Origin of the sequence: Amycolatopsis sp. FU40 (assembly GCF_021903635.1) — a bacterium.
GTDB lineage: Bacteria > Actinomycetota > Actinomycetes > Mycobacteriales > Pseudonocardiaceae > Amycolatopsis > Amycolatopsis dendrobii.
On sequence record NZ_CP091381.1, the window covers coordinates 4,415,120 to 4,434,016 of the forward strand.

The window sequence follows — 18,897 nt, forward strand, 5'->3', positions numbered from 1 at the left end:
GTCAGTTCCCGTCTTGTCGCGCGGTCGCCGGGCAGCGGATCGGCTGTGCGTGGGCAGGATCGAGTGCGTTGAGCACCCAGGAGATCGCGATGGGGTCTTGCGGAAAGGTCGCGTGTTCAGTGGTGGCCGCTGGGCAGTAATCCTGGACGAAGTCGTTGCGCACGCCGGGTTCGCGGATGAACGACGCGGTTCCGGCCGGAGTGACGGTGGTGTCAGCGCGGGTGGCGAGCACTGCGTAGCGAACGCCGGACCGGGTGATCGGCCCGGCGTTGAGCGCGCGCACGAATCGCGAGCCTTGTTCCATGTCCGCACAAGCCGGGCATGCGGTCAGGTACATGCCCAGATCGACCAGCGGACGCAACACGACGGAGGCGTCGGCGAAGGTGACGAGCCCGTTCAGCGTGGTTCCGTGGGTGACCGGAGCCAGCAAGGCTTCCGAGTGCACCCGGCCGGGCTGCTGCTGGGCGTAGTACTCCGCGATCATCCCGCCCTGGGAATGGCCGACGATGTCCACGGCGGAAACGCCGGTCGCCGCGCGCACCCGGTCGACGAACGCGCCGACCTGCCGGGCAGACCGCGCGATCGGCCCCATCGCGTTGACCTGGTAAGCGGTGAACCAGTCGGCGCCGTAATCCACCGCGAACGCGCAGTACCCGCGCGCCGCGAGCCGGGGTTCGAGATCGTGCCAGGCGGCCGTGCTGTCGGCGGTTCCGTGCAGCAGCACCACCGGATGGGGATGCGCGGCCGAGGGATGGCAGGACCAGTCGTCGGCCGCCGGTGTGCCCGGCGCCGCCGACGCGGCGGCGGGGACTGCCACGCTCAATGCCGCGGCCAGCAGCAGCGCCAGGCTCGTTCGCATGACCTCGTTCCTCACCTTCGCGCGTGCATTCAGATACATCCGCGCATGTGAGTACTATTCATGTACTAGCGTTGCGGTGTCAACACCCCCAGGAAGGTGATCGTGGCTCGACTGACCAGGGCGGAGAGCGCGGCACGCACCCGCCGCCTGCTGCTGGACGCCGCCGAAAAAGTGTTCGCGGACAGGGGATTCACCGACGCGACCCTTGACCAGATCGCCGATCAAGCCGGCTTCTCGCGCGGCGCGGTGTACGCCAACTACGCCAACAAAGCCGAGCTCTTCCTCGCCCTGCTGGACCGCTGGCTCGCCGACGACATCGCCGAAGGCAGCGATCTCCAGGAACGGCACGGCACCCCCGAAGCCGCCATCGAAGCGCTCCGCGGCCACGGCGGCAACCGATTCGCCGACCGGCGCCGGTACCTTCTGATCACCGAATTCCGGCTCTACGCCTTGCGCCACCCCGACGTCGCGGACCGGCTCCGCGACTACGAGAACTCCTCCCGGGAGTGGTATCGCACCGCGGTCGCCAACGCCTTCGGGCAAGCCGGCGTCGCCCCTCCGGCCTCGCCCGACGCCATCGCGCTCATGGTCCTCGCACTGGAAAACGGCATCGCCACCCTCGCGCACACCGACCCCCAGGCCATCCCCCAGCATTCCTTTCTGGACAGTCTCCAACTCCTCACCGAGGCGCTCACAGCCCTCGCCAAGACACACGACGCGGAAGTCTCGAAGGCGAGCGGAAAGCGGTCTCGGAGAAAGGACAGCGATCCGGAAAGCTGAGCCGCCGCGCCCGTGTGCCCAGCTCCGGCGAGGCCGGCCCGGACCGCGTCAGCGAAGAAAACCCGCTCCCCCGCACCAAATTCGCCCACAGCGAGAATGCCCGCCGGGCCGGTCGCGGCGTCAGCCAGCCCGGCGGCAGGGGCCCCGGCGATGCTCCCCTGAGCGCCTTCCTCGACGAGCTTGCGCCGCAGGTCTTCGTTGAGTTCCGCCAGCAGCGCCCGGACGCGAGAGATGCGGTCACATGCTTTCTTTGATGCCCTTCCGGACCAGCCACACGTTGACCGGGTACGACGTGGCGAACCCGATCACCATGCCGACCTGCATCAGGAACCAGTAAGTCACGTGGTCCGGACGCAGATGCGGGTGCGGAAAGAACACCAGCGACATCAGCGCCATCCACCCGAACAACCCGACCTCGAAGCTGGTCAACGACAGCACATCCGCTTTCGCCGCTTCCGCCAGCCCGCGCCGCAAGCCGAGCCCGCGCATCGGGGCGATCGCCAAGTACTGGAACACAATGCCCAGCACGAGCGCCAGGACGTAGTCCCCGACGTACTCCGCCAGCAGCGTGCTGCCCAGCAACTCGGCACCGAGCAGGAACACCGCGAACTCGGCGGCGATATCCCCGAGCGTGCAACCGGCACCGCAATGCGACGTCCCCAGCGCCGGACCTGCCCAGCGAGGAGCCTCGTCCGGCTCGCGGCCGTGTTCTCGTTGCCAGCGCGAGGACTTCGGCCGCCCCCATCGGCGATACGCCCACACGGCGACCGGCCCGAAATACAAGGCGGTAACCGGCCAGACGATCCCCATGATCGCCATCGGCGGCCGGTAGCCGCGGCCGTAGATGTCGATGACAAGCCAGGCCGCCGACACCGCCGCGACGGCGATGCCGAGCCAGGAGAGCACGAGCAACCACGGAGCAACCATGCCCCGAGGATCACCGCGGCGCGGCAGTGACAAACGTGTCGTCGCGGTAACAGGACTCGTGATCACCAGGTCACGGCACGGCAGTCGGCCGAGTTCGCGGCGCGTGCCTGCACCCGGCCAGGACCACGAAGGCGCGGCTGAATCTTCTGGGGCAGGACTGTTACCAGTGTCTTTTGTGAACCGTCGACGTGCCCGTCAGGCGGACGCGGCAGCGCACTTGCGCCCGGATCCAGTGTCCAACCTCAGATTGCGGGTAACCGACGGTCAGACAAGGCGGTGCTCGCGCCCTCACCACTGGAGGTTTCACCTGATCATGCTCAAAGACTTCGTCCGCGATTTCCCCACGGTGCACCTCGTCATCGGGGTTGCCGGAAACCTGATCTTCTTCGTCGGCAGCGTCCTGTTCGTGTGGCACGCCACCGCAATGCTCGCGATCTGGCTGTTCGTCATCGGCTCTCTCGGCATGCTGCTCGGCGCCGTCGGCCAGGCGTTCTATATCCACGAACGACACCGGCTCAACGGTGCGCCCGGCCGTCAAGCCAATGACGATCGCTCCCCCGCTCGCTGATCGCGGCGAGAGTGCTCGACAAGCAGCGGCCCTGCCACTGCGCCGGAGTGCGGGCACCGAACAGGCATGGCTCGGCGTACGCGTGAACGGGTCGGCCCGGAAGACGGAACGCACGGGGAGGCGACCAGGCGACCATGGCCCCCGCCGCCCGGTGAACTGGGCACTCCACTCCGGCCGCGACGCCGCGATCACCTGAACCGCGCCACCATGCTCAACTATCGCGCCGGCCAGCCGCCCACCAGGTTAAGAGACATCCCTCAAGGACTGAGTGCCGACTCGCGCGAGAACGTTCTGCTGGGATTGCTCGGCATGCGTGCCCATGTTCAGACGTTCGAGTTCGGCGAGGAGATCGTCGACGCCGTTGCCGGGGCGGTCCCGGGTGTGTTCGCGGTCCGGAACGGCTTGAAGTACGCCCAGGACGACGGCGCGGCGACGATCTCCCAGCACCGCCGCCGAAGGTTACGCTGGTCGCCGTGGTCGTGTGCCTGCGCGAGATCGTCGACGAAAACCGTGACGCGGTGCTCGCGTTACGGTTGCCGCCGGAGCAGGAGCGGTTCGTCGGGTCGGTGCACCGGGCACTGGCCGACGCGGCGAAGCTCCCCGAGGCGAAAGGCTGGTACCGGGCGATCTACGCCCGCGACGAGCCGGTCGGGTTCGTCATGGTGAGCTGGAACATCGAGCCGAAACCGCCGGACCTGATCGGGCCGTGGTTCCTCTGGAAACTCCTGATCGACCACCGCTATCAGGGCCGCGGCTACGGCGCTGAAGCCGTGCGCCAGGTCATGGCCATCGTCCGGGACGCGGGTGCGACGGAACTGCTGACCAGCCATGCCCTCGGCGACGGCAACCCCGGCGGCTTCTACGAACGGCTCGGCTTCGAGCCCACCGGCGAGTACGACGGCAACGGCGAACCCGTGCTCCGCCTCTCCCTCGGCGCGGCGCGCTGAAGCCGGAACGCACTTGAAACAGCCGAGCGCCTGACCGATTTGCGCGGTGCGGTGCCCGTGGCGCGCTACGCCGGCGGACATCGCCGCGGGATGCGGGAGGCACCCGGGGAGCACGCTCGCCGCCACGGCGTCCGGCGTCGCGCATCTGCACAACATCCCCTCACCAACTGACCACAACCCCGACCCCGCCAACAACACCACGAATGACGAGACAGCCCTTAAGCTCGGCCGGGCGAGCCCAGGAGGCCGCGGCTGATGATGGTTTTCTGGATTTCGCTGGTGCCCTCGCCGATCAGCAGGAACGGGGCCTCGCGCATCAGGCGCTCGATCTCGTATTCCTTCGAGTAGCCGTAACCGCCGTGGATCCGGAACGCCTCCTGGGTCACCTCGGCGCAGTACTCGCTGGCGATCAGCTTCGCCATCCCGGCCTCGACGTCGTTGCGCGCACCGGAATCCTTCAACCGGGCGGCGTTGACCATCATCAGGTGCGCGGCCTCGACCTTCGTCGCCATCTCCGCGAGCTTGAACGCGATCGCCTGGTGCTGCGCGATCGGCTTGCCGAACGTCGAACGCTGCTGCGCATACGCGTGCGGGATGATCTCCTTGTCCACGAACGACCGCACCGTGGACAGAATCTCCTGCTGCACATCGGTCAGACCGGCGGTCCTGGTCAAACGAGCCATCAGGGTCAGCTCCTCCACTTCGGCGATGACGCGCGAAGCCGCGCATCGCCGGTTCGGGCACCGTGACTGCCAGCCGCCGTGGACACGCGCGGCGATCCCGGACCGGGCAGGATCCCGCGGCTGATGCTCGTGCCCTGCCTGCAAGCCCGTCAGGACGCACACCAGCAGCCCCGCGTCGAAATCCTGATGCGACGACGCACGCGACTTCGACGCGCCTGCATCCTCCTCGTTCGCGGACGCGATGCCGGCGCGACTCCCCTGACCAGCCCGTCCGCCAGCCCCGCGCGGAACTGCCGATTCCCACGACGCAGCCGCGGCGACACCAAGCATGCGCACGGAGCCGCTCATCCCGCTCGGCCGAGTTCACCCTTTCGGGTGTTACATCCAAAACGGAGACGTAACACCTCGATGTGTGGTCTGATGAGTTCCCCATCGCCGGATCAGGCCAGAAGGAGCAACTTGTGAAAAGCGTGATCGGATGGTCGATCGGGTTGCTGCTCGGACTAGGGCTGATCGCGATCGGCGCGTTCTACACCCCCAGCGGACCCGTCCGCGTGCTGTGCGGCATTGAAGACATGAGCCCCGGCACCTACTGCGAGACAACCACTTACGGCCAGAAGTCCCGCCAGTCCTACGAGGAAAAACTGCGGGAAGCGACCGACACCAGAAACAGCCTCACCCCGGGCAGCCGATGGGTCACGATCGGAATCGGCGCCGTATTCGCCATCCCCTGCGGCTGGCGGCTCGTCATCGCGATCCGGCGGAAGGCAAAGGGCGGTTCCGGCCCCGCCGCACAGGCCCTTCCGGATCAGCAGCCCCACCCCGGGTTCCCGCCGACGCCCGAATACCCCCAGCAGCCCGGTTTCCCGCCGCAGCAACAGGTTTGGCAACAGCCGGGCTTCCCGCCGCAGCACGGATTCCAGCAGCAGCCGGGGCACCAGCCACCGCAGGCGGGCTATCGGCCGCCTCAGCCGGGGCACCAGCAGCCGCAACAGCCACCGCACCAGTAGCCGCGCGGACAACCCGGCCGGATTCGGTGTCGAGAGCACAGGTGCGACAAAGGCAGCCGCCGGTCACCTGATCACGATTACCTCAGCACCTCCGAAGCCTGGTTCCTCACCGATTTCGGATCGGGATGGACAGCATTCCTGAAACGCCGGGGAGCTCGATCGGGTAACCGGCCAATAGGGCAAGAGGTCCTGGCCAACCTGACGGCGACGAAGAGAACCAGGAGCACCGGCGCGACGCAAGCCGCTGCATGAGGTACGCGAAGCTCACTTGCGACGTGCGCTCACAGCCCGGGCCAGAGAAAACGACAGGTCGCTGTGCTCCGAATCTTTCAGCTGGCAGCGAGGAAGTTCCCGTGCGCCGGCGCGGAGGAAAGCACACCGCAGAAGCAACCTACCGGGGGGATACTTGACGGCGGCGAAGTCGTCGTCTACCCGACGTTTGAGGACATCCGGACCGGCAAGAAGATGGCGAGCGCCGGCTGGCTTCGTGCCTCGCAAGCCGAAGGCCGAAACAATCTTCCCGTCGTCGTCGCCAGGCGCGCCTCCCTGCTGGAAAACACGCCTCAGCGGGCGCCCGGCATGAGTCGACCGGCACACAGCAGCTTCTGGACGGATGCGTTCGCGGCGATCTACTGGACTAACCGCAAAGAGTTCCGAACCAATGGAATCGAGACAGTGCCGGCTCTTTCACGCCCAATAGCCAGCCGTATCGAGCGCGTTCGGCCAGTTCACGGACCGGAGATCCTCGACGGCGAGGGTTACAGTATTCTGTGTGGTCTTCGGTACTGGCGCACAACACTGCGGCGAAAGCACTCGGTGCAACTGCAGGCACTCGTCATGCACGCGGACAGCGCACAGCTGTCCCAAGGAGCCTAGCTTCGGCCGCGTCTCGTTCAGTAACGTGCTAGCGACGTACGCGGACTCAGAGAAACCGGTCAGTTGCCCGGCACGGCCGAAAACACGGCGCCTGCGGATCACCGACCGGATTGGCGGCGGCGAAGTCCACGGCGACCTCCCGGTCACGCAGATCGTCGATGGCGACGAGGTCTTTCGCGGCCTGGGGGTCGTCGCTTCGCATCGCGATGCCGCTTCGATACGCGGCGACGACGCGGTAGTCGATGCGTTCGTCGGTGGATCAGGCCCAGGTCAAGGTGCCCGGCGACGAGATGGGCGGCCACTTCTGCGGCGGAACCGGGGATGCTGAAGACGGTCAGGGTCGAGGCCAAGTTCTCCACGGCGTCTTCGAACGAGGTGCCGGGTCGCGCCAGTACGCGAGACCCGGCCACTGCCGCAAGGCACGCCGCCAGTGACGACAAGCGACTCAACCATCACGCGCTACCTGGATGATCTTGTGTTTCGCGAGCGCCGCCGCCGGCTCACGGCGGAATCCCTTGGGCGGCCAGCACGTTCAGTGCGGAAATAGTCGGCAACCGCAGCAGTGTGGAGGTCAATTTGGCTGCGTGGTTGAATGGTCGCCGAGCACGACATCCGGATTGCCGGTTTCAGGTATTCACCGTCGAAGGCGGGAAAAATGAACAGAACGCGACCGTTGCGGTTCCTCCCCGCGGCCGCTCTGGCGTCTCTCGCAGCATGCGGTTCCCCGGAAAACAGCGCCAGTTCGAGCGCGGCGCCTCCACCCAGCAGTGTGCCGATGCCACCGTCCGCGCAGAACTTCACCGGCGCGGCTCTCTGCGCACTGCTGACCGACCCGGACAAGCAAGCCCTCGGCCTGACCGGTCCCAGCCAAGCCTGGGACCGGCCCTACAAGATGGGCGGCACCCGCCGCGCCCGATGCAGGTGGAATGTCGACGGCACTGAACTGGACTTCAGCTTCCACGACGCCGACATGCCGCAGAACACCACGTTCTCGACCGATGCGGAAGTGAGCCAGGAACAGATCCACGGGCGCGACGCCAAGGTGATCACGTTCCGGGGAACACCGATGAGTTGCGCAGTCCTGCTGGCTCTGCACGCGCGAAGCCACCTGAGCGTGGACGCGACACCCGTTTCCAGTGCGCCGGACGAGGCAGAGAACTGCGCGTTGGCCAAGCGGGTAGCTCAGACCGCCGCCTCCAGAATCCAGGGTTAGAAAACAGAGCCGCACCTGCTGTTGCCGAGGGGCGATGTTCGCCTCCTCGGCTACTTCGGGACGACGAGAATCCTTTCCCTGCCGAGTTGCGTGCCAGAGTCGACGTACATGTTGACCTCCCCGTCGATCCAGCGGACCAGCAGGTCGTCAGGATGGCCGTTGCCGTCGTAGTTCCCCGCGGCGAGGGTGATCGCGTTGGTCCACAAGGTGTTCGGCGGCTGGACGCGGTGCTCGCCGTGAAAGCCGGCGTCGTCGATGTCGGGGCAGACGGTGACCTCGCCGTCCACCCAGCGGACCATGAGATCCCAGGCGTCATTGCCGGTGAAGTCGCCGCTGGTGATCGCGCGCGTGTTCTTCCAGAGTTCGTTCGGCGCGGCCAGCTGCTTTTCCCCGTGGAAGCCGGTCTGGTCGAGATCGGGATAAAGGGTCAGCTCGCCGTCGACCCACCGAACGATCAAGTCGTTGCGCCGGGTGTCAGCGACGCTGAACCTTCCGCCGACGATCGACACAGCATTTTTCCATAGGTCATTCGGCGGCATGAGCTGGATTTCGCCGTGGAAACCGGACTGGTCCACCCCCGGGTAGAGCGTCAGTTCGCCGTCCGCCCAGCGTACGAGCAGATCGTCGGTGGTTCGGCCGGCGAACTTGCCCGCAGCGATGCTCGTGGCGTTTTTCCAGAGGTCATTGGGTGCGGCAAGGGTGTACTCGGTGTCGAATCGGGCGTCGCCCGCGGCGTGGTGGAGACTGACTTCACCGTCCTCCCATCGCACGACCAGGTCGCTGAACTTGCTGTCGATCTTGCTTCCCGCCGCGAAATTCCCCGGCGCGATGCCGCGTTCATGCTGCCGCCACATCCAGGACGGCGGCAGTCCGCCCGTCGGCGGGCTGGGAGCGGAACCATTCACCGCAGTGTCGTACAGCGTCCTCGCGTCCGCGCCGAAGTACGAGCTGTAGGACTCGTTGTCATTGGGTCCGCCGTCGTGAAAGCCGCCGATCACACCGATGACATCACCGGTGCTGCCGTTGAAGTTGTTGATGAACGGGCCGCCGCTCGTGCCGGGGCTGAAGCCGTCGCACGAGATCTTCAGGAAGTCTCCGGGCCACGGTCCCGGCGAGCTGAACTTCGTCGTGGCCGACGTGCACCGCGACGGCCGGGGCTTGTCGCCTGGGTAGCCGACCAGATGCACGGCGGGATGGTCGAAGCCCGCGTCGGTGCTCATCCGCAGACCGCCGACCACGTCCTCGACGTTGCGGCCGCCTTGCGACTCGAGCTCCAGGAACGCAACATCCCAGCGCGCGGCCTTCTCGTTGCCGAGGTTCAAGTATCGCTGGTCGAACCAGATGCGCCCTGGTTTGACCGCGAACAGGCCGAACGGCTGCTGGCCGGCGCGTGACTGCGGAATGAACGCCAAGGCCTTGTGCGTTTCCCCGGTCAGGCAGTGCGCCGCGGTCACCAGCAGATTCTTGCCCGGACTGGACACCACGCTCGCCGAGCAGAACCGGTCGCCTTGAACAGTCGCGACGATCTGTCCCACCACCGGGTAGCCGTCGAACTGTTCGCTGCCGGCAGAGATCCGATCCCCGGGTGCGGACGTTCCCTCCGCCCCGTGGGCGGACCTGACGGGCGCGGCCTTTGCCAGACGAGCAGGTGTCCAATACCGCGCCGCCTCCTCCGCACGCCACCCGTTGATCGGATAGTCCTTGTCAAGCCATTGCCGCCATTCCTCGTCTGGAGCCGTCGCCGCCGGCGCGGGCCTGCGCTCGTGCGCCCCCGCCGCGATCGACGCGGCCAACGCATCACGCATCGGTTGCGTGGCCGCACCAGCCGTTTTCGCAGCAGCCGCAGCGGCTTCCAGCTCCGCGCGCATGTCGCTGTCCGGCCCGGCGCTCCGCGAACTCTGTGTCCGCGCGTATTCTGCCGCCGATGCGTGCTCGCGCGGGGACAGAGCGCCCACGCTCGCCCCGGACAAGCCCAGTGCCAGGAATAACGAGAACCCACCGGCAGCTGCCACGCTCCGAAAACCCCGTCTGATCACGATGCCGCCTCTCCTCGTGACGAAGACAATTCCGTTGCTCTCCATCCGAGAGCCTTCCTCCGGCTCTTCCGAGTTGGCCGGTCCCGGGACGTCAGCCTGCGGGCTCGCCAGCCGGCCGCACACGCATTCGCCGGGGACCGGATTCGCTTTCCGACGTGAAGCAACAGAACCAGGCTACGGGATATTCGTGATCAGTTGTTGTCGACGGAAGAGATGTTCATCTGTGCCGCCCTCGACGAGGGCATTACAGACGAGAAGCGACCTTCCCCGACCTGTTCCGGCCGCCAAGTCCGAACGGGTCAAGCCCCTAGTCCGAATCACAAACTCGCCAGATCCAACCGGACCAGCTACCCTAGGAATCGCCTCTGAACAGCCCATCTGTTCTCTGCTGTCGTTCTCGTTCGCTCCTGGCCGAGCAATCCGTTTCCACCGCATAGCGGCCTTTGCATTGCGCCTGAGACGAAGCGATAATTGCATCGATTGCGCGTCCGGGAGAACCGCGGAGAATTCCGCACCACCAAGCCGTCCGCACAATTCATCTCCGCGGATCTCGCCCCGAAGAGCGTCGCCGGCCTGCCGGAGAACCCGGTCCGGGGCCGGATCGGGTTCCTGGTGGCGGCCTTCGACCAGATACTCGGCAGCGGCGAGCAGCAGAGCGGTCTCGGCACCGTGTTCCCAGGACCGCAGCGATAGCACAGCTGAACGCCGCATTCAGCGTCGCAGTCGAGAACCCACCGGCCTGCTGCGCTGCCGAAGGCTCGGGTCGGTGTGGCCGCGCTGTACGGGAAACCCACCGATTCCGTCCGGCAGGCCTGGTCTCAGAGCACGGTGACGGCGGGGCGGCGATGGGCGGTGAGCCGTGTCCGCAGGCCGCGGAGCTCTTGCAGCGCGACGGGGGTATCAGCGGGTCGGTAGCTGACGGATTGGTCGAGTGTGCCGCAAGCCGACCAAGCTGAAGCTCACGCCGCCGGGCTGCCGGACCAGGTCCACTCCGACCACGACACGATCGCGTCGCGCGCACCCGGGTTTCAGCCCGAGCCAGCACAGTATGGCGTCCGCCCGACGCCGATGCGATCTCACGCCGTCGGGTGACAGCGTAGTCGCGCACCATCCCGTGTGACACGACCCCGGCAGCGGTCAAGCCAGGATCCTCGCTTCGGTGGCGGCTTCGGCTTTCTGGACCGCGCTGACTCCAACGCCGCAGAGCGCGCCTGGACAATCCAGCCTTGTCGTCGGGCCGGATCGCGGCGTACAGGTCGACGCGTTGGGTGGGTGCATCGCTAACCGTGATGCTCGGACTCACCTCGACAGCAGATCAGTCCGTCGTTTGGCGGACGTCCGTCCCGTGCTCGGCGAACGCCTTGAAGTCCTCCATGTGCTGCCGCGACTGCTTGCGGAAGGAGCCGGGCATCGCAAGCCCCGCCAGCCGCATCAGCAATCCGTCGAACCGGAACTCGCTCTCGCTCTCCCACAGCGTGGTGCCCGGACCGGCGTCGACGAGCCGGTCGCGCTGTGCCTGCCGCATGCCCGCGCCGACGATTTCGCGGTCGTAGTGCACGACGACCGAACTGGGGACGGCCTGCAGGCTTTCAGGTTCCAGGCGCGTGATGGTCTCGGTGGCTTCCATCCTGTGCTTGCCCGTCTGGAACACGACACGCGAGGTGGTGCCGACGCGGCCGTGCGCCCCTGTGACCGGCTCGTGCAGCACCAGGCCCCGCAACCACTTCGGCAGGTGCGCGGGGTCGGCGATCAGCCGGAGCACTTTCTCCCGCGGCAGGGCGATCTCGATCGACGTGGTGTACTTCATCAAGCGCTCGCCTCGCCGGCGTAGAACGCGGTGGTGGCCTCGACCGCCGACGCTGTGTGCTGCGGATCGCCACCTGCGGCCAAGTGAGCTTCGCCCCAGGCCACAGCGCTGCGCCGCACGAACTCGCGCCCCTCGGGCGAGGTCCGGAACTCCTCGTCATCGAGGACCGGGCCGTCGGCCAGGAACCGGGCCAGAGCAAGGAGATGCAGGTCCCAGCCCACCCCGCCGGCACCGGGCCCGTAGGTCGGGAACATGGGCTCCCCGACGGCCGCCGCATGGACCAGCTCGAACTCGGTATCCCCGGCAGGACCCGGGGACAGCCGCACCTCGACCTCGCTCGTGCCCGGCCACTCGTCGGCGTCGGGCCCGAAGAGCCAGGACACCCGCAGCAGACCCGGCGGTTCGCACCGGAGGATCTCGCCGTGCTCGCCGCCCTCCAGCTCGAACGACCCGCCCAGCCGCAGGTCCCCGGTGACCGGCTTCAACCAGCGGGCCAGCCGCTGAGGGTCGGTGACGGCGTTCCACACGTCCTCGACCGGCGCGTCGTAGCGACGCCGCAACTCGACCGTGTAAGCCTCTCCGGCGGGCAGCGTCGTCGCGCCCATCGAGCGGCGCGCAGCGGCCAGTTCGTCCAGCACGTCCTTCATGTCACGTTCCTTCCGCTGATGGATCGCTCTCGCGAGCGCCGGAGGTCCGGGATGCGCGCCTGCCGCGGGCCAGCTCGGTTCCCAGAGCATCGAGCCGCTGCTCCCAGAATCCGCGAAACCGGCCCAACCACACGTCGATCTCCTTCAGCGGCGAGGGGTCGACGGCGTAGAACCGGCGAGCCCCCTCCGCACGGACCGACGCGAACCCGCTCTCCCGCAGAACGCGCAGATGCTGGGAGACAGCAGGCTGGGACAAGGCGAACTCAGCCCGGATCACGTCCGTGATCGCCCCCGACGTCCGCTCACCGCCGGCGAGCAACTCCAGAATGCGCCGGCGGACCGGGTCGCCGAGGATGTCGAACGCGTTCACGAACCAGAAACATACCAGGTCTGGCTTATATAAGCGACGGTTGATACTACGCCCGGCCGCTCTCGATGTCGGCGATCACCGACACTCGGTACGCCCGATCAGTGCCGGTGCCGAGCAAGACCGACATCCAGCATCAGATGAAACCGGCCCTGCCATGCATGCTCTCCCTTGTCCGTTCCCCGGGACTCGCAGCGGACCCCAGCTGACGCGTCGCACACCGAGCGCGCGCAACGACTCCGCGAGGCCGTCGAGAGCCCGATGCAGAACAACGGCGCGCCCGTCGACACCACCGCCGACGGCTGCTGCCGGGTGCCGCAGGAGGGTGTTTCGGGCCGGTGAAAGTCACGAAGACCTCGTGCCGGACCGATATCGCGCCGACCGTGCGGTCCAGCTCGCGCCGCACGCCGTGCCGCGGCAGGCGCGTCCTCTCGATCATGAGTGTCGTGAATCAGGCAGATCCACAGAGGTCGCGCATCGGCGGACCGTCGGGAACCGGAGCCGCGGTCTGGCACCAAACCTTTCCCTACAAGGGCGTCAATCCCGCTCCACAGGGTTCGCCACGCTCAACAACGGCAGCTTGCCGGTCCGGACTCCGCAGTCAATCGGCACCAGAATATCCGCTCTGCCCCGCAGCTCGGTGAATTCTTTTCTTTTCGCAGCGGCGAGCAGTACCTTCAGCTCATTTTCCCGCAAGGCCGTCGGCGGCTTGCCCGGAAAATGCGGCACCTCGATTTTGCAGAACGGAGACAACTCGACAACCTCTTCCACGTCGCCGAGCCAGCGCCAGAACTGCTGCAGGTTCGGATACTTCTTCGCGATGCAACTGTGCGACAGCGACTTATTGGTGCGCGAAGTACAGTTCCAGCTCCCGGCGGCTAATTTCAAAAGCCAGCATCGACATGTCTTCGTCGTCGAGGTAGTCGACCAGCATAGCCACGGTGTCGAGGCAAGCGTCGATCGGCGAGCCGGCGCGGTCGCTGACCCTCAGGCGCGGTCCCCAACCCGAGACCAGTCCCCTGATGCCATCGGGCCCCAGTACCCCCCAGCCGTGCCTCAACGGCGGTCAGGAAAACAGGCCTGCTCGAACAATCCCTTGCTGTACCAGCGCTGCACTCGTCTCCAGCGCCTCCGCGACACCTCGGCTCAAGATCGTTTCGAGGCTGTTTTCGCAGGTCAGACCCTATACAAAGAGGGGCAGAGTGGGCCGGGTCGGGCTCGAACCGACGGCCAAGGGATTATGAGTCCCCTGCTCTAACCAACTGAGCTACCGGCCCCTGGGTTCGCTTCCGCAGGTCGATCCCCCCAGTTCACGTCAACTTAGCACAGGCTCCGCACAGGCCGGGGAGCGTAGGCCGATCGGGTCGAGACGGCTCGCGGAGGCCTCGGGTCGCCTAGATTGCTGAGGTCGGGGTCCCGAGAGGAGACCGCTATGCCCATCCCCGGACGGGTTCCGCTCGCGCTTCTCGACGCTCTCGCCGCCGGGCTCGGGCTGGGCTACCTCGCCCGCGACTATCGCAACACGCTGGTCTCGCACGGGCCGGTTCTGTCGATCGCCGCGGTCGTCGGGATTGCGGTAATCGTGGTGGCATACCGCGGATACCGCGTGCTTCGCAGTACGAACTCCCGCATGGAGGCGATAATCGCGGACGAGTTATCCCGGCGTAAGCCGTCGCCCCGGCCGCGGCGGTGAAACGCGGGATCCGTTGCGGGCGCGGGGGAAATTACCTGCCCAGCTCGGCAATGGCGCCGTACAAGCCGGGCGCGAGGGCGTCGGCGAGGCCGCCGGGTGGCACTGCTTCGCGCAGAAGGTGCAGCCAGGCGAAGACCGAGCCGAGCAGCATCGCGTGCACCACGGGCACTTCGGGGCGCCGGGCCAGTTCGCCGCGGGCGATCGCGCGGTCGAGCACTTCTGTCAGGTAAGCCCGTTCTCGCACCAGGAACAACTCGCCTAGCCGGGCGGCGGGCGCGTCTTCGACGCGGAGGTCGGCGAGCAGGCCGGGCAAGGCGTTGCGCACTTGCGGACCCTCCAAAGCGGACTGAATGTCGGCGAGGACGCCCGCCACGTCGCCGCGCAGGGTGCCGGTGTCGGGGGGTGCCGCGATGGCGTCGTCGTGCACGACCGCGGCGAAGACGAGTTCCCCTTTCGACTTCCAGCGCCGGTAGAGCGCCGCCTTGCCGACCCCGGCGCGCGCGGCGATCGCGTCGACCGTGCACCGCTGGTAGCCGACCTCCTCCAGCAGTTCGTTGACCGCGGTCCGCACCGCCGCGTCGATTCCCTGCTCCCGCGGCCGTCCGCGCCGGTTGTGCGTCATGGAGCACAGTTTACGAGACTGGCAGTTCCGTATATCTTCGGGGGCATGACCTGGGACAGAACCTCCACCCGCACCCTCGCCGTCGACCCGGCCGCGCTCTGGGACGTCCTCGCCGACGTCGAGAACTGGCCGCGCTGGGACCCGGACGTCGCGCGCGTCGCGCTGCACGGGCCGGTCGCGACGGGTTCGACCGGATTCCTTTACCCCAGCGGCGGATTCCGCGGCGGCGTGCACGCGAAAATCGCGAAGGACTTCACCTTCACGAGCTGGCGGCCCGGCCACGAGTTCACCCTCCGCCAGCCCGTTCCGCTCGGAACGATGGACCTCCGGCTGAGCGTCGCGGCCGTCCCCGGCGGGGCCGAGCTGACCCAGCGCATCGTCCTCGACACCCCGTTGCGCGCGGTCATGGTGCGGATCATCGGCGCCGACATCGTGGCGAACTTCGGCCGCAAATGCGCCGCGCTGACCGAGCTCGCCGCCGCGAAAACGAGCTGACCGTCCTTGCGGTCCCGGCGGGGACCGCAAGGACGGGCCGGGCTAGTTCCGGTACCGGAACAGGATCCGGCCCCGGTCGAGGTCGTACGGGCTCAGCTCCACCAGAACCCGGTCGAACGGGACGATCTTGATGAAGTTCTTCCTGATCTTGCCGCTGATGTGGGCCAGCACGTGGTGCCCGTTCGCCAGCTCGACGGTGAACCGGGCGTCGCGCAGGCACTCGACCACGGTTCCCTCGACTTCGATCCCGCCCTTACCGGCCATGGCGCATCAACTCCACCGTGCTGTTCGCCCGCCGCGCGCCGATGCCCTCGAACAGCGCCGTCGCGGCGTCGTTGGCCTCGTTCACTTCGGCTGACGCCTTCGGGATTCCCGCTCGATGCAGGACGCCGAGCGTGTGCAGCAACAGTCCGCGCGCGATGCCGCGGCGGCGCCGATCCGCGCGGACGGCGATGAGCCCGATCCGGGGCAGGCGCGTCACCTGAACCACCCGGAGCAGACCGACGTACTCGCCGTCCTCGACAGCCACGGCGTACTTCGCCGGGTCTACGACGGTGTCGCCAGCCGGCCGAGGCAGCACCTCGGCCGGCATCTCCGACCAGCCCACGCTCGCCTCGACCTCGGCGCGGACGACGCGGTCCAGCTCGCGCAACGGAGCCTCAGCCGCGGATCCGGCGGGCACGGCCGTGACGCCCGGCGGCAGCACGACCGGCCCGGTGACCCGCGGATCCGTGGGCACGACGTACTCCCACTCGCGCCGCCGGACCGTCAGACCGGCCCGTTGCCAGCCGTCCAGCAGCTCGCGGTCGGTTTCGTCGACCACGGTGTGGAGCGGGTCCGGCAGTGCGGCCAGCATCTCGCGGGCCAGCTGGTCGAAGACCGAGCGATGCCAGGCGTCGACGCTGAGGAAGACCCGTCCGTCGGGCCGGGTGGTGGCTTCGGCGCGACCGGCCAGCCGGCCGTCGTCCAGCGCCTGCCAGAGCCGGGGTTCGACCCGGGTGATGCTCACCGCGGGTTCGCCCGCGGTGAAACGCACAGTGTCCATGGTGGTCACCTTTCGGAGTGCCTTTGCTCAAGGCGCTCCTGGCAACCCCTACGTCAGTCGCCCGACCGTGACGACACGGGGAGCACCCACATCGAAACAGCGTTCATGGGTCTCACCTCCTGGCGTCGAGTCACGGTCGGGCGAACCATAACGGCACGCGACGACCCGCGTCCACCGAATTACGTCAGCCGATCCGCAGCACTACCTTGCCGCGACCGTGTCCGGCGGCGACGTCGCGATGGGCGCTCGCGGCGTCGTCGAGCGGGTACTCCGCCCGGACCGCCACCCGCAGTTCTCCCCGCGCGCACAGATCGAGCAGTTCGCGCAGCCGCTGGGCGGACCGGTCGCTGGTGATCCACTGCCCGCCGAGTTCCGCGGCCAGCGGCGGCTCCACAATGGACCCGATCCGGCCGCGGTCAGCCACTATCGCCGCCGCAGTGCGAAGATTCCCGTGCCCGGCGGTGTCGAGAGCAAGGTCGATCCCCTTCGGGGCGGCTTCGCGGAGGCGGCCGAGTTCTCCTTCGCCGTAAACCACTGGGATGGCGCCTAGCGTGCGGAGATATTCCTGGTTTCCCGCGCTGCCCGTCCCGATCACGCGCAGACCGCGGTGGCGTGCCAGCTGGACTGCCATCGAGCCGACGCCGCCAGCCGCTCCGTGAATCAGGATCGTCTCGCCGGACCGGGCACCGAGCCGTTCCAACGCGGTGTGCGCAGTCTGCCCGGAAGCGGACAACGCACCCGCCGTCAGCCAATCGACCTTCTCCGGTTTGACGACCACCTGGCCGACCGGCGCGGTGACGTACTCGGCGTAGCAGCCGAGCACCCGGAACCCGGAAACCTGTTGTCCTGTCTCGAATTCGGTCACCCCCGCGCCGACCTGGACGATCGTGCCGGCGAACTCGTTGCCCAGGATCTGCGGGAACGCGACGGTCGCGCCCGGCGGTGTCCAGCCGTCCCGGATCGCGACGTCGGTCGGCTGAACGCCAGCGGCCTCGACGCGCACCAGCACCTGCCCCGGCTCCGCGAGCGGCGTCGGTACCTGGTGGACGGTCAGCAGTTCCGCAGGCCCGAACTCGTCAATCGCGGCGGCGCGCATCACCGTCGGAATCTCGGACATCACGCCACCGCCTTCGCTGCCGCCCGGACGAATTCCGCCAGTTCGTCGACGTTGCGCGCCCCGGCGAGAAGGCGGTCGCCATGCACGACAGTCGGCACGGAACTGATCCCGCGCGCCTGTCCTTCTTCGTGATCTGCCAGCACTTCCGCCACGTACTCCTCGTTGTCGCCGAGCGCGAGCACCTCGTCGCGCTCCAATCCGGTTTCCACCTCCGCCAGCACACCCCAGTCCGCCAGGTCGAGGTTGTCGCGCAGGTGCGCGGCGAACATCGCCTCCCACGCCGCGGTTTCGTCCAGTCCCCGCGCCGCGGCCAGCTTCAGCACGCGGTGCGCGGGCCGGGAATCGAGCGCCCACGCGGTGTCCATGCGGATGGCCAGCCCGTCGGCACGTCCCGCCCGCTCGATCCGGTCCCGGCGGCTCCCCCATTCCGCCGGGCTCATCCCCCATTCGACGGCCGCGGTCTCCGCGATCCGCCGCCGCCCCGGACCGGGTCCGTCCGGGCCGAGAAGAAAACTCCGGTGCTCGATCCGGGCCGGAACCCCGGACTCCGCAATCGCTTGCGCGAGGCGGCGGTGTCCCATCCAGCACCACGGACACAACACGTCGGCCCATACTCGCAGGGTCGCAGTCGTCACAAAATCCCCTTCGCGCGCACTCGCCGCCTTCTGCCGGGCGGTGCTTACAGTGGACTTCATCAAGCGGACTTGATGTCAAGCACGGAAAGAGCTGCCATGCCCCAGATCACGCGCGAGGTCGTCTGGCTGAAGCCGGGACAGATCGCCGAACGCGCCGGCGTGAGCGTCCCGACGCTGCACTATTATGAGAGCCGCGGGCTCATCGCGAGCAGGCGCACGAGCGGCAACCGGCGCGAGTACCGGCGCGACACGCTGCGCATGATCGCCTTCATCCGGACCGCCCAGCGCGTCGGGGTGTCGCTGGAGGAGATCAAGGACGCGCTCGCCGAACTGCCGGACCAGCGCATCCCCACCAAACGCGACTGGGTGCGCATCTCCCGCCGCTGGCACGACCGCCTCACCGCGCGGATCGAGGAGCTGACCGCGCTGCGCGACCGGTTCTCCGACTGCATCGGCTGCGGCTGCCTGTCGCTGAAATCCTGCCCGTACTCGAATCCGGACGACGTTCTCGGGCAGAGCGGCACCGGGGCGCGCCGGTTCCCTGGCTGCGGGTCGTGAGGGGAACCGGGC

General features: G+C 67.7%; 25 protein-coding genes, 1 tRNA gene and 1 pseudogene. 10 read left to right on the plus strand and 17 right to left on the minus strand.

Annotation, left to right across the window (positions count from 1 at the left end):
- Window position 1: 1 nt before the first annotated feature.
- Window positions 2-859, minus strand: coding sequence for a triacylglycerol lipase (locus L3Q65_RS21035; protein ID WP_237600599.1), 858 nt, complete (start codon window positions 857-859; stop codon window positions 2-4).
- 102 nt (window positions 860-961) lie between these two features.
- On the opposite strand from L3Q65_RS21035, the gene L3Q65_RS21040 reads away from it, so the two are divergent.
- Window positions 962-1,639, plus strand: coding sequence for a TetR/AcrR family transcriptional regulator (locus tag L3Q65_RS21040; RefSeq protein WP_182896496.1), 678 nt, complete (start codon window positions 962-964; stop codon window positions 1,637-1,639).
- 237 nt (window positions 1,640-1,876) lie between these two features.
- On the opposite strand, the gene L3Q65_RS21045 is transcribed toward L3Q65_RS21040, so the two are convergent.
- Window positions 1,877-2,566 carry a DUF4396 domain-containing protein gene (locus tag L3Q65_RS21045; protein WP_182896495.1) on the minus strand — a complete coding sequence of 230 codons (690 nt, stop codon included), beginning with the start codon at window positions 2,564-2,566 and terminating at the stop codon, window positions 1,877-1,879.
- A 313-nt stretch (window positions 2,567-2,879) separates the two neighbouring features.
- Here L3Q65_RS21045 and L3Q65_RS21050 point away from each other — a divergent pair, with 313 nt between their 5' ends.
- On the plus strand, window positions 2,880-3,134 hold the full coding sequence (locus tag L3Q65_RS21050) for a YrhK family protein (RefSeq protein ID WP_237600600.1): 255 nt from the start codon (window positions 2,880-2,882) through the stop codon (window positions 3,132-3,134).
- Window positions 3,135-3,377: 243 nt separating this feature from the next.
- Here L3Q65_RS21050 and L3Q65_RS21055 read toward each other — a convergent pair whose 3' ends face one another.
- Window positions 3,378-3,581, minus strand: coding sequence for a hypothetical protein (locus tag L3Q65_RS21055; protein ID WP_237600601.1), 204 nt, complete (start codon window positions 3,579-3,581; stop codon window positions 3,378-3,380).
- A gap of 26 nt (window positions 3,582-3,607) precedes the next feature.
- On the opposite strand from L3Q65_RS21055, the gene L3Q65_RS21060 reads away from it, so the two are divergent.
- Entirely contained in the window at window positions 3,608-4,081 is a 474-nt protein-coding gene (locus tag L3Q65_RS21060; RefSeq protein ID WP_237600602.1) for a GNAT family N-acetyltransferase, read from the plus strand.
- A 218-nt stretch (window positions 4,082-4,299) separates the two neighbouring features.
- Here the strand turns inward: L3Q65_RS21060 and L3Q65_RS21065 are convergent.
- Window positions 4,300-4,665 (minus strand): annotated as a pseudogene (locus L3Q65_RS21065) (acyl-CoA dehydrogenase family protein); the annotation flags it as partial.
- A 560-nt stretch (window positions 4,666-5,225) separates the two neighbouring features.
- Between L3Q65_RS21065 and L3Q65_RS21070 the strand changes: the two are divergent.
- Together L3Q65_RS21070 and L3Q65_RS21075 are read left to right on the plus strand one after the other, a co-directional pair.
- Window positions 5,226-5,774, plus strand: a complete 549-nt coding sequence (locus tag L3Q65_RS21070; RefSeq protein ID WP_237600603.1) for a hypothetical protein — start codon at window positions 5,226-5,228, stop codon at window positions 5,772-5,774.
- A gap of 315 nt (window positions 5,775-6,089) precedes the next feature.
- Entirely contained in the window at window positions 6,090-6,650 is a 561-nt protein-coding gene (locus tag L3Q65_RS21075) for a hypothetical protein (RefSeq protein WP_237600604.1), read from the plus strand.
- Window positions 6,651-6,696: 46 nt separating this feature from the next.
- On the opposite strand, the gene L3Q65_RS21080 is transcribed toward L3Q65_RS21075, so the two are convergent.
- Window positions 6,697-6,852: a hypothetical protein gene (locus L3Q65_RS21080; protein WP_237600605.1), complete on the minus strand. Its 156-nt coding sequence runs from the start codon at window positions 6,850-6,852 to the stop codon at window positions 6,697-6,699.
- 453 nt (window positions 6,853-7,305) lie between these two features.
- Between L3Q65_RS21080 and L3Q65_RS21085 the strand changes: the two genes are divergently transcribed.
- Entirely contained in the window at window positions 7,306-7,863 is a 558-nt protein-coding gene (locus L3Q65_RS21085) for a DUF3558 family protein (protein WP_237600925.1), read from the plus strand.
- 50 nt (window positions 7,864-7,913) lie between these two features.
- Here L3Q65_RS21085 and L3Q65_RS21090 read toward each other — a convergent pair whose 3' ends face one another.
- Entirely contained in the window at window positions 7,914-9,731 is a 1,818-nt protein-coding gene (locus L3Q65_RS21090) for a serine protease (RefSeq protein ID WP_237600606.1), read from the minus strand.
- 342 nt (window positions 9,732-10,073) lie between these two features.
- Window positions 10,074-10,433 (minus strand): hypothetical protein, encoded by a 360-nt coding sequence (locus L3Q65_RS47620; protein ID WP_370648217.1) that lies wholly within the window; start codon window positions 10,431-10,433, stop codon window positions 10,074-10,076.
- Here L3Q65_RS47620 and L3Q65_RS21095 point away from each other — a divergent pair.
- The gene (locus tag L3Q65_RS21095; protein WP_237600607.1) at window positions 10,371-10,592 is read left to right on the plus strand and encodes a hypothetical protein; all 222 of its coding nucleotides are present in this window, start codon (window positions 10,371-10,373) and stop codon (window positions 10,590-10,592) included. The genes L3Q65_RS47620 and L3Q65_RS21095 overlap by 63 nt on opposite strands.
- A gap of 622 nt (window positions 10,593-11,214) precedes the next feature.
- Here L3Q65_RS21095 and L3Q65_RS21100 read toward each other — a convergent pair.
- From L3Q65_RS21100 to L3Q65_RS21120, 5 genes are all read right to left on the minus strand, one after another.
- Complete coding sequence (locus L3Q65_RS21100) at window positions 11,215-11,706, minus strand: SRPBCC family protein (RefSeq protein WP_182896488.1); 492 nt, start codon at window positions 11,704-11,706, stop codon at window positions 11,215-11,217.
- Window positions 11,706-12,353 (minus strand): SRPBCC family protein, encoded by a 648-nt coding sequence (locus L3Q65_RS21105; protein WP_237600608.1) that lies wholly within the window; start codon window positions 12,351-12,353, stop codon window positions 11,706-11,708. Before L3Q65_RS21105 ends, L3Q65_RS21100 begins: the two co-directional genes overlap by 1 nt.
- Before the next feature lies 1 nt (window position 12,354).
- The gene (locus tag L3Q65_RS21110) at window positions 12,355-12,723 is read right to left on the minus strand and encodes a helix-turn-helix transcriptional regulator (RefSeq protein WP_182896486.1); all 369 of its coding nucleotides are present in this window, start codon (window positions 12,721-12,723) and stop codon (window positions 12,355-12,357) included.
- A 534-nt stretch (window positions 12,724-13,257) separates the two neighbouring features.
- Entirely contained in the window at window positions 13,258-13,608 is a 351-nt protein-coding gene (locus L3Q65_RS21115; protein WP_182896485.1) for a hypothetical protein, read from the minus strand.
- 315 nt (window positions 13,609-13,923) lie between these two features.
- Window positions 13,924-13,997 (minus strand) — tRNA-Ile (locus tag L3Q65_RS21120).
- Window positions 13,998-14,152: 155 nt separating this feature from the next.
- On the opposite strand from L3Q65_RS21120, the gene L3Q65_RS21125 reads away from it, so the two are divergent.
- Complete coding sequence (locus L3Q65_RS21125; protein WP_220508683.1) at window positions 14,153-14,413, plus strand: hypothetical protein; 261 nt, start codon at window positions 14,153-14,155, stop codon at window positions 14,411-14,413.
- A 31-nt stretch (window positions 14,414-14,444) separates the two neighbouring features.
- Here L3Q65_RS21125 and L3Q65_RS21130 read toward each other — a convergent pair whose 3' ends face one another.
- Window positions 14,445-15,035 carry a TetR/AcrR family transcriptional regulator gene (locus L3Q65_RS21130; RefSeq protein WP_182896483.1) on the minus strand — a complete coding sequence of 197 codons (591 nt, stop codon included), beginning with the start codon at window positions 15,033-15,035 and terminating at the stop codon, window positions 14,445-14,447.
- A 45-nt stretch (window positions 15,036-15,080) separates the two neighbouring features.
- Between L3Q65_RS21130 and L3Q65_RS21135 the strand changes: the two genes are divergently transcribed.
- Window positions 15,081-15,530 (plus strand): SRPBCC family protein, encoded by a 450-nt coding sequence (locus L3Q65_RS21135; RefSeq protein WP_182896482.1) that lies wholly within the window; start codon window positions 15,081-15,083, stop codon window positions 15,528-15,530.
- 42 nt (window positions 15,531-15,572) lie between these two features.
- On the opposite strand, the gene infA is transcribed toward L3Q65_RS21135, so the two are convergent.
- The 4 genes from infA to L3Q65_RS21155 all read right to left on the minus strand — a co-directional run bounded on the left by infA (window position 15,573) and on the right by L3Q65_RS21155 (window position 18,327).
- Window positions 15,573-15,794, minus strand: a complete 222-nt coding sequence (gene infA / locus L3Q65_RS21140) for a translation initiation factor IF-1 (protein ID WP_037818449.1) — start codon at window positions 15,792-15,794, stop codon at window positions 15,573-15,575.
- Window positions 15,784-16,575, minus strand: coding sequence for a GNAT family N-acetyltransferase (locus L3Q65_RS21145; protein ID WP_237600609.1), 792 nt, complete (start codon window positions 16,573-16,575; stop codon window positions 15,784-15,786). Before L3Q65_RS21145 ends, infA begins: the two co-directional genes overlap by 11 nt.
- A gap of 184 nt (window positions 16,576-16,759) precedes the next feature.
- Entirely contained in the window at window positions 16,760-17,692 is a 933-nt protein-coding gene (locus L3Q65_RS21150; protein ID WP_237600610.1) for an NADP-dependent oxidoreductase, read from the minus strand.
- Window positions 17,692-18,327, minus strand: coding sequence for a DsbA family protein (locus L3Q65_RS21155; RefSeq protein ID WP_237600611.1), 636 nt, complete (start codon window positions 18,325-18,327; stop codon window positions 17,692-17,694). Before L3Q65_RS21155 ends, L3Q65_RS21150 begins: the two co-directional genes overlap by 1 nt.
- Window positions 18,328-18,423: 96 nt before the next feature.
- On the opposite strand from L3Q65_RS21155, the gene soxR reads away from it, so the two are divergent.
- Window positions 18,424-18,885: a redox-sensitive transcriptional activator SoxR gene (gene soxR / locus L3Q65_RS21160; protein ID WP_237600612.1), complete on the plus strand. Its 462-nt coding sequence runs from the start codon at window positions 18,424-18,426 to the stop codon at window positions 18,883-18,885.
- Window positions 18,886-18,897 lie beyond the last annotated feature (12 nt).